The organism is Streptomyces endocoffeicus (genome assembly GCF_016741935.1).
In the GTDB taxonomy this organism is placed as follows: Bacteria; Actinomycetota; Actinomycetes; order Streptomycetales; family Streptomycetaceae; genus Streptomyces; species Streptomyces endocoffeicus.
This window is the reverse complement of sequence record NZ_JAERRG010000024.1, coordinates 1-16,231: the sequence shown is the minus strand read 5'-3', so window position 1 is coordinate 16,231 and position 16,231 is coordinate 1. Positions and strand designations below refer to the sequence as shown.

Sequence of the window (16,231 nt, the reverse complement as noted above, 5' to 3'; positions counted from 1 at the left end):
GGTCAGGCTCCTCGCTGGCGTGAGCGTGGGTGTGAGCGCTGGTGTGAGTGCGGGGTCGAGTGGTCGAGCAGACGGGTGATCTCGGCCTCGCCGTAGCCGAGTTCGGCGAGTACGTCGCGGCTGTGCTGGCCGAGTGTGGGCGGGGCGGTGCGCACCGGTGGGCGCTCGCCGCGGAAGGTGACGGGGAAGGCGATCTGCCGCAGCGGTCCGATGGTGGGGTGGTCGACGTGGCGGAGCATGCCCAGCGCCTCGGTCTGTGGGCAGTCGTAGACCTCGTCGAGATGGCGGATGGGGGTGACCGGGACGCCCTCGCGTCCCAGCAGGGCACACCAGTGGGCCACGGTGTCGTCGACCAGGACGGCCTGGAGCTTGGCGTTGAGGGCGGCGCGGTTCGCCACCCGGTCGCGGTTGGTGACGAACCGCGGGTCGTCCGCCCATTGCGGCTGGCGGAGCGCCGCACACAGCCGGCGGAACAGCGCGTCGTTGCCGACGGCGATCACGAAGTGTCCGTCGGCGGCCGGGTAGGCCTGGTACGGGACCAGGCTCGGGTGGCCGGAGCCCAGGCGCCCGGGGCGCTCCCCGGTCGCGAAGTAGCCCGTCGCCCAGTTGATGTGCAGGGCCAGCTGGGACTCGTACAGCGAGGTGGTGACGTACTGCCCGCGTCCCGTCCGCTCCCGTTCGACGAGTGCGGAGGTCACCCCGATGAGGCCGAAGAGGGCGGCGGCCAGGTCCCCCATCGCGTATCCGGCCTTGACGGGCGGGCCGTCCGGCTCGCCCGTGAGCGACATCAGGCCGGCCGAGGCCTGCGCGATCATGTCGTAGCCGGGCTCGTCGCGCAGCGGTCCGTGGTCGCCGAACGCCGAGATGTGCAGCAGCACCAGGCGCGGGTAGCGGGCGGACAGATCCTTGTAGTCGAAGGCGCGTGCGAGGGAACTGCCGGGGCGGAAGTTCTCCACGACCACGTCAGCGGTCGCCAGCAGCCGGTGGACGGCCTCCTGGCCCAGGGGCGACTTCAGGTCCAGCGTCACCGAGCGCTTGCCGCGGTTGGCGGCCAAGTAGTACGTCGCGTCGGGGCCGTTGAAGGGCGGGCCCCAGCCGCGCGTGGGATCGCCGCCATCGGGATGTTCGACCTTGATGACGTCGGCACCGAGGTCGGCGAGCGACATCGTCACATACGGTCCGGCCAGGATCTTCGACAGATCGACGACCTTGATCCCGGCGAGCGGAGCGGCCGTGGGCTGCTCAGACACGGGCGGCCTCCATCGCCTCGTACCCGGCACCGGGCGCGGGGACCAGGGCGAGCGGCACCCGGCCGCCGTCGGCGAGTTCGGCGAGGTGGTCCAGCGCGGTGCGGGGGAGGGCGTCCGGGTCGTTGAGCAGGGCCAGGCAGGCGTGGGCGACCAGGAACGTGCGGCCGTTGCCGGTCGCCTCGGCCTCGTACTCGGCCTGCTGGAAGAGGAGTGTGGCCATGACGGTGCGGGCGAGTTCGTCGGCGTACCGGCCGATCCTCATCTCCGCCTCCTCCCCGGGGAGCTCCAGGAGCCGGTCCCCCTTCTCGCGCAGCGCCTTCCAGCGGTCGGCGAGGCGGCCGGTCCCGTAGGTGTCGGCGAGGGTGTGGTGGGCACTCCGGCGGCGCATGCAGCGCAGCACATCGAGCGCGATCACGTTCGACGACCCCTCCCAGATGGAGCCGAGGTGGGCGTCGCGCAGCAGGCGCGGGTTGACCCAGTCCTCGATGTAGCCGTTGCCGCCGCGGATCTCCATCGCTTCGCCGGTGACGGTGCGGGCACGCTTGCACAGGGTGTACTTGGCCAGGGGGGTGAGGACGCGGATCAGGTCCCGGGCGGCGGCGGACCCGTTGTCGGCCTCGGTCAGACGGGCGGCCGCCTCGAGCACGAGGCCGAGTGCGGCCTCCGCGTCGACGACCATCGGCAGCAGGGTGGCGCGCATCAGGGGCTGCTCGAACAGCGGCTTGCCGAAGACTTCGCGGACGCGGGTGTGGCCGACGGACTCGCGGACGGCGCGGCGCATCAGAGCGGTGGCGCGCATGGCGTTGGAGAGGCGGGAGACATTGACCATCTCGGCCATCTGGCGGAATCCGCCGGTGAGTTCGCCGACCGGGGTCGCATACGCCTCCTCGAGGGAGACCTCGGCGCTCGCGATGGACCTCGAGCCGAGCTTGTCCTTCAGGCGGTCGATACGGATGGCGTTGCGGCTGCCGTCCGGGCGCAGCCGCGGCACGAGGAACATGCCGAGCCCGCGCGTGCCCGCGCCCTGCCCCGGGACACGGGCGAGCGTGAGGATCACATCGGCGGCCGGATTGGAGGCGAACCACTTCTTGCCCGTGAGCCTCCAGTGGGTGCCGTGGTCGGTGGCGAGGGTCCGTGTCAGGCCGACGTCCGTACCACCCTGCTGCTCCGTCATGAACATCGCCCCGGTGGCGCGGAGTTCACGGTCGGTGGAGGACAGGGCGGCGATCTCGTCGGCGTACCGCTCCGGGTCGAACAGACGCAGGACACGGGCGGCGGAGTCGGTCATCGACAGCGGGCATGCCATGCCGAACTCCGACTGGACGTACAGATAGGAGAGTGCGTACTTGACCGTGTGCGGGATCGCGGTGGGCCAGCCGTGGACGCCGGGGCGGTGCGACATCGCGGCGAGGCCGAACCGCTCGTACGCGATCGAGGCCACCCGGTCGTGCGCCGGGTGGTACTCGATCTCGTCGACACGTTCACCGTCCGGGGCGTACTGGCGCAGCTCCGGCGGGTTGGCATCGGCGAGCGCGGCCTGCCGGTCGAGCTCACCGGCGGCGAGCTCGCCGAGTTCGGTGAGCAGCGGTTCCACTCGGGCGCGGTCCTCGGCGGACAGGATCCGGTCGAGCAGCGGGCGCAGGGCGGGGTCCTGATCGGCGTAGTTCACGGACGGTTCTCCTGTTGGGTGAGGCGGGTGAGACGGCTCAGACGGGTGAGGCGGCTCAGACGGGTGTGGCGGCGCGGGCGGTGACGGCCGGGGAAGGTTCACCGGTGCGGGCCAGCAGGGGCAGCACGCCGAGGAGGGTCACGGCGGTGTAGCCGAGGCCGAGACCGACGACCGGCCAGATCGAGCCGGAGGTGGTGAGCAGGTACTGGGCGACGATCGGCGCGGTCCCGGCGAAGAGCGTCGTGCACAGCTGGTACGACAGGGACATTCCGGTGTAGCGGACCTCGACGGGGAAGACACGGGCGAGGATGCCCGCCAGCGCCGCGTAGTACATGGCGTGCGGGAAGGTCGCCAGCCCCATCCCGAGGACGGCGAGCCAGAAGTTGCCGGTGGCGCAGAGCACGAACATCAGCGGCAGGACGACGAACTCGGGTATGAGCATCCACAGTACGGCCTTCTTCAGCGGCCACTTGCTCGCCAGGACGGCGCCGAAGGGCTGGACCACGACCTGCACCACGAGGGTGAGGGAGATGACGGTCAGAAAGGTGGTGCGGTCGAAGCCGATGTCGGAGGTGGCCCAGGAGAGCGCGAAGGTCGTCTTGATGTAGGTGATCGCGACGCCGGCGGTGCCCGCGAGTACGCCCAGCGCGACGAGCAGCGGATAGCGGGTGAGCACGACCTTGATGGGCAGCCTGGCGGTTTGCTTGCGTTCCAGGACGGCCAGCATCTCGGGGGTCTCCGCCAGCCGCAGCCGGATGACCAGGCCGATGGCCACGAGGACGGCGGAGGCGAGGAAGGGTACGCGCCAGCCCCAGGATTCGAAGGCGGCGTCCGGGAGCCTGGCGATGCCGAGGAAGGCGAGGGTGGCGAGGAGATTGCCGACCGGGGAGCCCTGCTGGGCGAAGGCCCCGTAGAGCAGCTTCCGCTTCGGCGGGGCGTACTCGGTGGCGATGAGCACGGCGCCGCCCCACTCCCCGCCCATCGCGACGCCCTGGACCATACGCAGCAGGACGAGGAGGACGGGGGCGGCGGCGCCGATCTGCGCGTATCCGGGCAGCAGCCCGACGCAGAAGGTGGCCGTGCCCATCATGACGAGCGTGGTGATCAGGGCCTTCTTGCGGCCGTGGCGGTCGCCGTAGTGGCCGAATATCAGGCCGCCGAGGGGGCGGGCGAGGAACCCGACCCAGAAGGTGGCGAACGCGGCCAGTGTGCCGACCGCGGGCGGGATGTCGGCGAAGAAGACCTTGCCGAGGACGAGCGCGGAGGCGGAGCCGTAGATGTAGAAGTCGAACCACTCGATGGTGGTGCCGACGAAGGCGGTGATCCCGGCACGTTTGGCGTCGCGGGCCGTGGGCGGCCGATCGGCGGGTGCGGTGTGCTGCATGACGAGCGTCCTCTCGTAGCGGCAGATCTCGCCACGAGAGCCTGTGGAGGAGAGCGGTGCGGCCGCTCGGCGCCCCATCGCGAGATGGGCATCACTGTGCACCCGCCGTTTCAGAGGTGTCCAAGACCAATTACGCCCATCGGTCAGACGTCATCCGTCATAATCGACGGCCGACCGCCGCTATCGATGGAAGTCGGCCGGGGTGGGCAGCACCCGGTCGGCGACGCGCAGCACCGCCGCCAGCGCGGCGGACTCGTTGCCCGAGCGCCAGCCCAGCGCGATCGGCAGCACCGGCACATCGTCCCCGGCGAGGGGACGGAAGACGACATGTTCCAGTTGAATGTTGCGCGCCGACTCCACGACCACCGCGAGGCCGACACCCGCGCCGACCAGGGCGAGCATGGTGTACGAATCGGGTGCCTCCTGAGCGATCCGCGGCGCGAACCCCGCCTCGTGGCAGGCCTGCACCATCGCCTCCCGCACCGCGGAGCCGCGAGAGAGCGGGAACGTCACGAACGGCTCCCGCGCCAGCTCGGCGAAGGCCACCTCGGCACGGTTCGCGAGCGGATGGCTGTCCGGCAGCGCCAGCTGCAGCCGCTCCATGCGGACGACGCGTGCGCTGATCCCGCGCCGTACGGGCAGTGCCACGAAGCCGAGGTCCAGCGACCCCTCGGCGATCCGTCCCAGCGCCTCACCGGCATAGGTCTGGCCCTCCAGCACCAACTCGATACCAGGGTGTTCGGAGGTGACGGCACGCGTCAGCACCGGCAGGGCGGAGTAGCTGCTGGCACCCGCGAAGCCGAGCGTCACGCGGCCGACCTCGCCCAGATGCGCCGCCTGCACGGTCCGTCGTGCGGCCGAGGCCTCGGCCAGCAGCCGCCGGGCGGGCTCCAGCAGCGCCCGCCCCGCGGCGGTGAGCTGCACGGACCGGGTCGTGCGGTCGAACAGCCTGACCCCGAGGTCGCGCTCCAGCAGCCGGATCTGCTGGCTCAGCGGCGACTGGGCGATGTGCAGCCGCTCGGCCGCCCGCCCGAAGTGCAGTTCCTCGGCGACGGCGACGAATCCGGAAAGGTGACGTAGCTCCACGCACCCGACCATGCCATCCGCACCGCTCCAGGAGAACTGACGCCACCTCAAATTTCGTCGGCCGAGGCCGGTGCTCGGCGGAATTCATAACACCCCGGGAACACCGGTGTGAAACGAGTGTGAAGAAGGTTTCGGTTGGGCTGACTCGGCAAGGGGGAGCTCCATGAGTTACCCCCATGACCGCGTAGCGGATAACAGTCAGTACAACAGCGATGGAAATCGCCCATACCATGCCGACCCTGTCGGCTATCCCGCCGCCAATCGGCGTCGGGCGGGCAATGGAGGGGGTCAGGGTGCAGACAGGACAGCGCTGGTCATTCACACCCTCGCGGACATCGCCGCGGGTTTTCTGGCGTTGTGGATCCTGCTGTACCTGCTCGACGCGAATCAGGCGAATGTCTTCGTCGACTTCGTGCACGGTATAGCGGACTGGCTCGCCGGATGGTCACAGGACATCTTCACGATGGACACGGAATCCGTGCGAGTCTTCTTCAACTACGCACTGCCCGCGGTGATTTACCTGGCGATCGGGCACGGCGCCGCGGCCTGGGTGCGACGGCTCTGACTCCACACGCTCGGCGGCCGGTGCCCCTCCTCGTGCCGAGGGGTACCGGCCGCCGCCGTGTTCGGGCGGACAGACGCTCCGGACTATGTGATGACCAGCGGAGATGCCCCGTGCGGGCGATGTCGCCGGCTGGGGCCGGCGGGGGGTCGGAGGAGGGCGCGGGCGGATAGCGGGTACCCGCCCGCGCCACGCGCCCTGCTGTCCCTGAACCCGGGGGGACCGGAGATCGACCAGGGAGGGCGCGCGCCGAGGACCAGTCGGCAGTACCTACAGCGCCGTACCGTAAACGCGTGTTACTTCCGGTCCGTTTTCGCCCGGCAGACCCCGTCCGATCCTGGCCGAGTAACACGATCCGCGCCCTCGGCGCTGTAGGTAATGGCACTGTCGGCACCGCCATGGAGTGGTGTGTGGCGACGCGCCCCAGCCGTACGCGGTAAATCCCAGAAGATCAGCACACGAGAGCCGGAGGTCCACCGGGAGCACACACAGGTAATGTCCGAAATGCAGAGTGGTCGCAGGGCCTTCACATAAGCAGCCATAGCTGATGGGAAATATCGGCTGTGCGTTTTTCCCTGCCCGTCTTGGAGTTGTATATCAAATTGGAAACACTCCGAGGCGCATCCCCTCCGGCATTTGCGTTTCGGCCGGGCGAGGAATGCACACTGTCGGGCATGCACCCAAGGACAGACAGCAGAAACCCCGACTTCGCGCACCCCGCTGGATGGGGAAGCCCCGCGCCGGGCAACGACGGCACCTACCCACCGGATGACTTCCCGTACGAGGAGCACGGTGGTGGGCACCGCGGCAGGCCGCGCCGCCGCCGTGGCAGGACGGTCATACGTGTCCTGGTCGCCTTGGTCCTCGTTCTGCTGGTCGTCTCGGTGGCGACGTACTTCTGGGCCGACTCCCAGCTGCGCAAGGAAGTCGACCTCGGCAAGGTGGTCGACCGCCCCGGGACGGGGGAGGGCACCAACTATCTGATCGTGGGATCCGACAGCCGCGAGGGCATGTCGGACCAGCAGAAGAAGGACCTGCACACGGGCTCCGCCGACGGCAAGCGCACGGACTCGATGATGATCCTGCACGACGGCGCGTCCGGCCCGACACTCATATCGCTGCCGCGCGACTCGAACGTGACCATCCCGAGGTTCCGCGGCTCCGAGTCCGGGGACCTCAAGGGCCCGCTGGGCGACAACAAGCTGAACGCCGCGTACTCCATCGACGGCCCCCAGCTGCTGGTCCGCACCGTCGAGTACAACACCGGTCTGCACATCGACCACTACGCGGAGGTCGGGTTCTCCGGCTTCGCCAACATCGTGGACTCCATCGGCGGCGTCGACATGACCCTCGACAAGGGCTTCAAGGACAAGTGGTCCGGCGCCGACTTCGACGCGGGCGAGCAGACGCTGAACGGCCAGCAGGCTCTCGCGTTCGTCCGCACCCGGCACGCGTTCGCCACCAGCGACCTGGAACGCACCAAGAACCAGCAGAAGTTCCTCTCCGCGCTGGCCGGCCAGACCGCGACGCCCGGCACGCTCCTGAACCCCTTCAAGCTCTACCCCACCATGGGAGCCGGACTCGACACCCTCATCGTCGACAAGGACATGAACCCCTACTACCTGGCCAAGATGTTCTTCGCCATGCAGGACGTCACCGGCAGCGACGGCAAGTCGCTGAACATGCCGCTCTCCGGCAGCGTCGGCGGCAACCTCCAGTGGGACAAGGCCAAGGTCAAGCAGCTTGTGCAGGAGCTCAAGAACGACGAGCCGGTCACCGTGACCGACACACAGTGATCCCCGCCGAGCGGCGGCTGGACGGCCTGCCGCTCGGCGTCTCCGGCTCCGGTACAACCGCGGGCCGTCAGCCGCGGAACGGCCCCGTCACCTCGTAGGTGATGCCGCCCGACGAGCTGCCGCTGGTGCCGCGCTGACTGGAGAAGTACAGCCGCCTGCCGTCCGGCGAGAACGCCGGGCCGGTGATCTCCGAGCCCGACTGGCCGTCGACGCGCAGGAACGGGGCCACCACATCGTCCGGGGTGATGACGCAGATCTCCATGTTCCCGCCGTCCTCGGCCACGTACAGATCGCCGGAGGACGCGCCGGTCACGTTGTCCACACCGGTCAGCGGGGCCGTGCCGCCGGTGACCAGCGAATCGTCATAGGCCAGTTCGATCGTCCGGGCGGCCGCGTCGTACTGCCACACCCGGTTGTCGCCCTTGGTGGTGAACCAGCAGGTGTCGTTCGCGTAGTAGCACCCTTCGCCGCCGTTGAACCGCTTGGCCCCGGCCACCTGGTTGCGGGTGGCGGTGGCGCCGGTCGGGTCCGGCACGGTCGCCCAGGTCACGGGGCCACTGGTGCCGGAGCCGGCGACCATGACCTCCAGCTTGCCGGAGGACAGGTCACCCCACGTCGTGGGCGTGAAACGGTAGAAGCACCCGTCCGTGACGTCCTCGGTCAGGTAGACGGTCCGGCGGACGGGATCGGCCGCCGCCGCCTCGTGCTTGAAGCGGCCCATCGCGTCGCGCCGCACCGCGGCCTTCACGCCCCACGGATCGGTCTCGTACACATAGCCGCGGTCGACCTCCTCACAGGACAGCCAGGTGTTCCACGGGGTCTTGCCTCCCGCGCAGTTCTGCCGGGTACCGGAGAGGACGCGGTACGCGCCCGTGACCGCCCCGGCCGAGGAGAACGTCACCGCGCTCGCCCCGCCGGACGGGTTGATCTCCGAGTTGGAGACGTAGATCCAGCCGCTGCCGTCGGCGTAGCAGGCTCCGCCGTCCGGGGCGTCGTGCCAGGTGTACGAGGTGCCGGCGACCGTCTGCCGCGAACGGGCGATCACCCGGCTGGTGAACCCGGCGGGAAGCCGTACGCCGTTGGCGTCCGGCGAACCGAGCGCCCCGTACGGGCCGGCGCCCGGCTGCGCCGGTGCGGCGTACGCGGCGCCGCGCCACAGGGTTCCGCCGAGAGCTGCCGAGGAGCCGCCGATGACGGCGGCGCGCAGGAGGGTGCGACGTTTCACTCTGGCTCCAAGGAGTGCCGTGACCGTTCCCCGCCGCCGGCCGACGGCGGGGTCCCACGGTCTTGAACCCTAGACAGACGGCCAGTGGGCAGAATTGACAGGGCCTGGACACCACATGACGCGGGCGTGGAGTGTGTCCGTCAAAGGCGCTGGCACTGCCGTCGCCCCGGATCACCTCCGAACGCGCCGTGCAGTGCGCCCCCGCCGCTCAGCGGGCGGCCATCCTCCCGGGTCCGACACTTCATGGGGTCTGCCCTACCCCGCTTCGGGGGCTCACCGGAGTGCCTGAGGCCGGAGCCGCATGGTCCGCTGGCTCGTACGGGAATCGGGCGGCAGAAGGCGGACAGGTGAAGGTTCGGATCGGATATTCCGCATGGATCGCGGGTGTAGCGCAGTTCTTTGTGATCCACGCGATCGTGGAGTCGGCCTGGGGGAGACCGTACAGCTGGTCACGGAACAACATCAGCGACTTGGGCAACGCTCACTGCGCCATGCAGCGGGAACCCGATCCACGGTATATCTGTTCTCCCGAACACAACCTGATGAACGTCTCGTTCATCACCCTGGGAACGCTGCTCATCGTCGGCGCCGCTCTGACCGGCCCCATGTGGCGCCGCGGCGTCACCGCCACCGTGGCGCGGTTTCTGCTGGCCGGAGCCGGTCTGGGATTTGTGCTCGCGGGGCTGGCGCCTGCGGACGTCAACGAGGACCAGCACGTCCTGGGTGCCCTGCTGATCATGGGAACGGGCAACATCGGCCTTCTGCTGGCGGGAGTCGGCCTGTCCAACGATGCTCCGGGTCCACTGCGTTGGGCCACGAGCCTGCTGGGGATCATGGCAATCACCGCCCTGGGGCTCTTCCTTTCGCACCACTACCTGGGGCTGGGCATGGGAGGTATGGAGCGAGTCGCGGCCTTCCCTCTCCTGACGTGGGTGCTGGCTGGCGGCGCCCTCGGGCTGTTCCATGCTCGTGGATCTCTTGGGAGAGGCGGGTGTCGCTGACCCTCGCCGCACAGGGGGCTATACATCGGTTGGCTGGCGTTCTTCATCACTGCGGGAGCCGCTGAGCCGTCCAACTCACCTGCGGATATGGGCCCTTCTGGATTCTGATACGTCGGAGGTCTTCCCCTGGAGCTCATATGGCCTGCACCATGCCGGTAGTTCACCACCGGATATGGGAGGCACATACGTGACCGCGCCAACAGGGAACGGGATCTCTCGAAGAGGAGTGATCGGCTCGGCGGCCGTAGCCGGCTCGGCGGTCGCGCTCGGTGCCGGAGGGCGGCTGACCGGCTCCGGTACCGCCTGGGCCGCGCCCCGGGGGCCCGACGGGTCGGGAAGCCTGCCCGAACGGCTGGCCAGGGCCGCCGCTCCGCGGTGGCGGCGGATGCCCGGCGACTGGAAGGACGGTCCGTTCCTGGCCAACGGTCTGCTCGGGGTGAACGTCTACCGGGGCGCCACGGCCAACTCCGTGAAGGTGATGGTCAGCCACAACCAGGTACAGGACCAGCGACCCCAGTGGGCCGCCACATACGGCTATTCACGCCTGCCCATAGGGCATTTCGACCTCACCCTCGCCGGCGAGGTGACCGATGTCGACTGGACCCTCGACATCTGGGACGCCGAGCTGACCGGCACCGTCACCACCACCCGGGGCAGCGTCCGCTTCTCGATGCTGGTGCACAACGCCCGTACCGCGCTGCTGATCTCCACCCGGCCCAGCGCGGGCGAGGAGAGCGCGGCCTGGTCGTTCACATGGATGTCCGCCACCTCGCCCCGGACGAAGGGCAAGCCCGCCGACTACACCGGCAACCCCGACCCCCGCACCGGCTCCACGGGCGCCACCCACTACGTCGAACAGCCGTTGATCGCGGGTGGCGGGTGGACCACCGCCTGGCGTGAGCGCCGAGTCGGCACCGGCAGGCTGCTCGCCGCGCATATCGTCTACCGCTACCCCGACGACCTCGCGAAGACCACCGAACTGGCCGTGGCCGAGGTGGCGCGCACCCTGGCCGAGGACCCGGACGACCTGGTGCGCGAGCACCGCGGCTGGTGGAACCGCTTCTACGAGCGCAGCCTGCTCTCCGTGCCCGACAAGCGGATCCAGGACTTCTACTGGATCCAGCTCTACAAGGCCGCCTGCGCCACCCGCGCCGGAGGCCCCTCGATGTCCGAGTGGGGACCCTGGTACCCGGAGACCGGCGGCAGCTGGACCGCGGTCTGGTGGAACCTCAACGTCCAGATCGCCACCTGGCTGATCCAGGGCTCCAACCACCTCGAACTCGACTCCGTCACCTCCACCTTCAAGAGCTTCGAGAAGAACCTGCCGCTGTCCCTCCCGCCCGAGATCCCGAACGAAGAGATCTACGCCCTGTCCCACCCCTCCGACTGGACGCTGCGCCCCGGCGCCCACACCGTCGGCGTCCCGGGCACCTCCACCAAGACCGACAACAACGGCAACCTCTCCTGGGCCATGCACAACGTCTGGCTCAGCTACCGCCACACCATGGACACGCGCATCGTGCGCGACGTCCTCTACCCGATCCTCGTCAAAGCGGTGAACTACTACGACCACTTCCTCTACGAGGGCGGTGACGGCAAGCTGCATCTGCCGCTCACCCGCTCTCCGGAGTACGCGGACGCGGTGGACTGCACCTACGACCTCTCCCTGCTCCGCTGGGGCTGCGCCACGCTCCTCGACTGCCTGCGCATCCTCCGCACCGACAACCCGCGCGCCGGGCGCTGGCGGGAGATCCTGCGGCGTCTGGTCGACTACCCGCGCGGCGCGGACGGCGTCCTGATCGGCGCCGGCACACCACTCGCCGACTCCCACCGCCACTTCTCCCACATGCTGTGGCTGTACCCGCTGCACGAGCTGGACTGGGACCGGCCGGGCGACCGGGACATCATGCGGACCACGTTCGACCACTGGACCGAGGACCGCAGCCTCTGGGCGGGGTACAGCTACGCGGCGGCCTCCTCGATGGCGTCGCGGATGGGGCGGCCCGAGGACGCCCTCGACTTCCTCACCACCTTCACCGGGAACCGCTTCGACGAGTCCTACATGGACTGCTACATGACCGCGAACACCATGTACGCGGAGGACACCAACCTGGGCATCGAGAGCCCGCTGACCACGGCCCAGTCGATCCTCGACATGGGCATACAGAGCCATGGCGGCGTCGTCCGGGTCTTCCCCTCCGTCTCACGGCGCTGGCCCGACGTCTCGTTCCAGTCCCTGCGCGCCCAGGGCGCGTTCCTCGTCGACGCGGACCGCTCCGACGGCAGGACCCGGTGGGTGCGGGTCCACAGCGAGGCGGGTGCGCCACTGGTGCTGCAGCACGGCATCGCCGGCGCCATCGACGTACGGGACGAGCACGGCCGGCGGCTGCGGTACCGGGAGACGGGCCCCGGCCGTATCGAGATCCCCCTCGGCCGGGACGAGACGGCGGTCGTCGCTCCGCGCGGCGCCCACCCCGATCTACGCCCGCGCGACGTACCGGCCGTCGGCGACGCGAAGCCGTGGGGGCTGCCGGACTGAGCCGGGGTTCCGGGGAGCGATCATGTACGGGGGGCTCCCCGGTCAGTAGAACTCGACGGTGTTGACACGATTGACCAGCTCGTCTCCGTCGAGGAGCCGGGTGGCGTTGGCGGCGAAGAGTTCGGCGATGAGGCGGTCCTCCGCCGCGTCGAGCGCGGCGGTGTGCGGGCTCACCAGCACCCGCTCGTGGTCCCACAGCGGGCTGTCGACCGGCAGGGGCTCCGGCTCGAACACGTCCAGCGCGGCGAAGCCGACCCGGCCCGAGTCGAGTGCGCGGGCCAGGGCGGCCTCGTCGACGACGCTGCCGCGGCCGACGTTGACAAGGGAGGCCCCTGGGCGGAGGGTGTCGAAGAACCGCTCGCCGAGGAGGTGCTCGGTCGCCTCGGTGCCGGGGAGCGTGTTCACGACGGCGTCCACGGTCGGTGCCACCTCGGTGACGCGGTCGGGGTGGATCACGGTGGAGGCACCGGGGACGGTGACGTCTCTCCGGCTCGTGCCGATGACCGTCGCCCCCAGCGCCTGGAGTGCCCCGGCGACGGCCCGGCCGATCCCGCCGAGGCCGAGGACGAGAACGGTCTGGCGGCTGACCTGTCCCATCGTCCAGCGGCCGCTCCACTGCCGATCACGTTGCTGGCGGTTCAGACGGGGCAGATCCTTGGCTCCCGCGAGCACGCCGAAGACGGCGAACTCCGCGAGCGGGCGTCCGTGGACCCCGGCCGAGGTGGTGAAGAGGACACGGTCGAGTTCATCGGGACGCAGCCCGGCGGCCTTGACCTGGCTGCCTCCGCCCGCGGCCATGGTGTGCACCCAGCGCAGGCGCGGATTGGCCCGGACGGCTCGCGCCAGGGCGGCCGGGTCCACGTCGGGGACGCCGTACAGGGCGTCGGCGGAGTCGATGGCCTCTTCGTAGGCGCGCTGCCGCGCGGGGCCGCGCCGCCAGGCCGGGTCTCCCGCGAAGTCGGCGGGCCAGCGCATCGGGGGCAGCAGATCATGGTCGACGACGAGGTCGATCCGCGGCTCCAGCTCCTTGACGCGGGCGCGGTTCTCCTCGGACAGCGGGGCGGCGACCGCGACACGGAGGCGGCCTCCCGCCTGGTTGAGGCTGCCTTCCGCCTGGTTCCGGTCGCTCATCGGACGCCCGCGTTCCGCAGTGCCTCGACTTCGGCGTCCAGCGCGGCCTCGCGGGCGACGATCTCCTGGACCGACGTCAGCGCTTCGTGGGCCCGGTGGGGCGGGATGACGATGACGCCGTCGCCGTCGGCCGCGACGATGTCTCCGGGATTCACCACGACGCCGCCGATGGCGACCGGTTCGCCGATGGCGCCGGGCCCGTTCTTGAACGGGCCGGCGGGGGTGAGCCCCCGGGCGAAGACGGGGACGCCGAGTTCCTCGATGATCGCGGCGTCGCGGACGTAGCCGTCGACGACCGCGCCCACGGCCCCGTACGCGGCGAAGCGCTGGGCGAGGTTGTCCCCGATGACGGCGCGCCCGTCGTGGCCGAAGGCGTTGATGACGAGGATGTCGCCGTGGCGTATGTGCTCGAGTGCCGCGATCACCGCCTTGTTGTCCCCGGCGACGGTCAGGACCGGAAGGGCGGTTCCGACGGCCTTGGCGCCCTGCCAGACGGGTGCGATGCCACCGTCGACGATGTTCAGCCGGTCGAGCGCATCACCGAGGTTGGCGACGGAGTGGGCGCGGAACCGGTCCAGCAGCTGCCCGTCGACGCGTTCCCATGGGGGTGTCACGCGCACGTTGTCCTGAGTCATCGCGGGCTCCTTCGGATGGTGTCCGGCGCGAGGGATGAAGCGCGCCGGCGACGGTGTCGTGCGACAGAGAAACTGCGAAAGTTTTCGCGTTTCGTGGGTGTCAGTGTGCATCGCTCCGCGCCGCAGGACAAGGGTCGACGTGGGGGAGTGTGTCACCGGAGCGAGCCTCGATCGACGGGGCAATTCCGGCAATCAGGGACGGAAGGGCGATGGAGTCGAAAGGTTAACGTGGGGGCAACGCGGACCCTTGACCGCCTCAAGAATGCGAATCTATTCTCATTCGCGATTCAAGTCGCACCTTGGAACCGTCGCGACGAGCGGTCCGGCACGGACCACCGCGAGCCCTGGACGGACGGGTTCCTGAACATCCCCAAGCCACCCAACTCTCCCGAGGCGCCGTCACCGCCTTCCCCGCCGGACCACAGCGCAGGGGTGCGCCTCGGCATCACCGCGGCTGCCGGCGGCTACCAGGCTCCAGCTCACGATCCTTCTTCAGGACACCCTTCCCGGAGTCCGCGACACCGAAAGTGAACGCGTATGACAGCGTCAGATCGGCTTGATGCCACATCAGCCCGCCGCGAGGCGGTGCCGGGCCAGATCGATACAGCAGCCGCCGATGTCGTCTCCGCCGATGACAAGGTGGTCCGCAAGGCCACCCTCGCGGGCGCGGTCGGGTCCTTCGTCGAGTGGTACGACTACGGCATCTACGGCCTGCTCGTCACCTATCTCGCGATCAACATCATGGGGGAGGCCGAGGCCGGCAACCTCTTCCTCACCAACGTCGGCTTCCTGATCAGCTTTGTCGCCCGCCCGTTCGGCAGCGTCATCTGCGGATACCTCGGTGACAAGATCGGCCGGAAGTCCCTGCTGGCCACCCTGCTGGTCCTCATCAGTGCGGCGACCGCGGCGATCGGTCTGATCCCCGCCCACTCGGTCATCGGCGTCGCGGCGCCCGTCCTCCTGGTCCTGCTGCGGGTGCTCCAGGGCTTCTCGGCGGGCGGCGAGGTGGCCGGCGCGATGTCCTTCGTCGGTGAATACGCCCCCGACGCGCGCCGCAACTACATGATGAGCTTCATCGCCGTGGGCTCGTTCATCGCCCTGATGTCCGGCAGTGCCTTCTCCGCGATCCTCATCACCGCGCTCGGCGACGACTCGATGACCTCATGGGGCTGGCGGGTGCCGTTCCTCCTGGCCGTCCCCCTCGGGTACATCGGCTTCTACATCCGTCGCCAGCTGGAGGAAACCCCTCATTTCGAGGCGCTGCGCGAACAGCGGACGGTCGCGCGCAACCCGCTGCGGGAAGCGCTGAGTTCGCCGCGCCACCTGAAGGCGATCGGGCTGACCATCTTCCTCCCCGCGCTCAACGGCCCCGGCTACTACCTGCTCTTCGTCTACATGCCGACGTACCTGAAGACATCGCTCGGCGAGCACAACTTCTCCATGCTGCGAGCTCTCATGGTCACGGCGTTCAGCCTGCTCGCCATCGCCATCTGCATCCCGCTCATGGCCCGCCTGTCGGACCGGATCGGCCGCAAACCCATCCTCGCCGGATCGGCCGTGGCCATGGCCGCCGTCTCGTACCCGATGTTCCGGCTCCTCACCACGGGCGAGTTCGGGCTTGCCTGTATCGGCACCATCGTGCTGGCGATCGCCTTCTCCGGGCACGCCGCCGTCGTCCACACCGTGCTCGCCGAGATGTTTCCGACCAGCGTGCGCTACTCGGCCTACAGCATCGGATTCAGCATCTCGACCATCTTCTTCGGCGGCAGCGCCCCCCTGCTGATGACCGAGCTGATCGAATCGACCGGCTCCAACATGATCCCCGCCTACGCCTCCATCATCACCGCTCTGATCACCTTGGCCACTGTCGCCTTCGTGCGCGAGACCAAGGGCCGGCCCCTCGCCAGCCACTGAGCCGCCCGGCGGCGTCCCACTCGGCGCCCGCCCCTACCT

12 protein-coding genes are annotated in these 16,231 nt (G+C 69.5%); 5 read left to right on the top strand and 7 right to left on the bottom strand.

The window, feature by feature from the left end:
- Positions 1-2 precede the first annotated feature (2 nt).
- The 4 genes from JK364_RS40135 to JK364_RS40120 all read right to left on the bottom strand — a co-directional run bounded on the left by JK364_RS40135 (position 3) and on the right by JK364_RS40120 (position 5,389).
- A complete protein-coding gene (locus JK364_RS40135) occupies positions 3-1,250 on the bottom strand; it encodes a CaiB/BaiF CoA transferase family protein (RefSeq protein WP_201856360.1) in 1,248 nt (415 codons plus the stop codon).
- Positions 1,243-2,919, bottom strand: coding sequence for an acyl-CoA dehydrogenase family protein (locus JK364_RS40130; RefSeq protein WP_201856359.1), 1,677 nt, complete (start codon positions 2,917-2,919; stop codon positions 1,243-1,245). The genes JK364_RS40135 and JK364_RS40130 overlap by 8 nt, the downstream gene beginning before the upstream one ends.
- A 55-nt stretch (positions 2,920-2,974) precedes the next feature.
- Entirely contained in the window at positions 2,975-4,303 is a 1,329-nt protein-coding gene (locus tag JK364_RS40125) for an MFS transporter (RefSeq protein WP_201856358.1), read from the bottom strand.
- Between the two features lie 180 nt (positions 4,304-4,483).
- A complete protein-coding gene (locus JK364_RS40120; protein WP_201856357.1) occupies positions 4,484-5,389 on the bottom strand; it encodes a LysR substrate-binding domain-containing protein in 906 nt (301 codons plus the stop codon).
- A 163-nt stretch (positions 5,390-5,552) separates the two neighbouring features.
- Here JK364_RS40120 and JK364_RS55925 point away from each other — a divergent pair, with 163 nt between their 5' ends.
- Positions 5,553-5,954 carry a hypothetical protein gene (locus JK364_RS55925; protein WP_230993229.1) on the top strand — a complete coding sequence of 134 codons (402 nt, stop codon included), beginning with the start codon at positions 5,553-5,555 and terminating at the stop codon, positions 5,952-5,954.
- Between the two features lie 572 nt (positions 5,955-6,526).
- Positions 6,527-7,747, top strand: a complete 1,221-nt coding sequence (locus JK364_RS40110) for an LCP family protein (protein ID WP_443732271.1) — start codon at positions 6,527-6,529, stop codon at positions 7,745-7,747.
- A 67-nt stretch (positions 7,748-7,814) separates the two neighbouring features.
- Here the strand turns inward: JK364_RS40110 and JK364_RS40105 are convergent, their stop codons facing one another.
- Positions 7,815-8,972: an alkaline phosphatase PhoX gene (locus JK364_RS40105; RefSeq protein ID WP_201856355.1), complete on the bottom strand. Its 1,158-nt coding sequence runs from the start codon at positions 8,970-8,972 to the stop codon at positions 7,815-7,817.
- A gap of 347 nt (positions 8,973-9,319) precedes the next feature.
- Between JK364_RS40105 and JK364_RS40100 the strand changes: the two genes are divergently transcribed.
- Positions 9,320-9,973, top strand: coding sequence for a DUF998 domain-containing protein (locus tag JK364_RS40100; RefSeq protein ID WP_201856354.1), 654 nt, complete (start codon positions 9,320-9,322; stop codon positions 9,971-9,973).
- 187 nt (positions 9,974-10,160) lie between these two features.
- Positions 10,161-12,512 carry a glycosyl hydrolase family 95 catalytic domain-containing protein gene (locus JK364_RS40095; RefSeq protein WP_201856353.1) on the top strand — a complete coding sequence of 784 codons (2,352 nt, stop codon included), beginning with the start codon at positions 10,161-10,163 and terminating at the stop codon, positions 12,510-12,512.
- Positions 12,513-12,554: 42 nt separating this feature from the next.
- On the opposite strand, the gene JK364_RS40090 is transcribed toward JK364_RS40095, so the two are convergent.
- On the bottom strand, positions 12,555-13,643 hold the full coding sequence (locus JK364_RS40090) for a D-2-hydroxyacid dehydrogenase (RefSeq protein WP_201856352.1): 1,089 nt from the start codon (positions 13,641-13,643) through the stop codon (positions 12,555-12,557).
- Positions 13,640-14,278 (bottom strand): RraA family protein, encoded by a 639-nt coding sequence (locus tag JK364_RS40085; RefSeq protein WP_201856351.1) that lies wholly within the window; start codon positions 14,276-14,278, stop codon positions 13,640-13,642. The genes JK364_RS40090 and JK364_RS40085 overlap by 4 nt, the downstream gene beginning before the upstream one ends.
- Before the next feature lie 537 nt (positions 14,279-14,815).
- On the opposite strand from JK364_RS40085, the gene JK364_RS40080 reads away from it, so the two are divergent.
- A complete protein-coding gene (locus JK364_RS40080) occupies positions 14,816-16,192 on the top strand; it encodes an MFS transporter (protein ID WP_201856350.1) in 1,377 nt (458 codons plus the stop codon).
- Positions 16,193-16,231 lie beyond the last annotated feature (39 nt).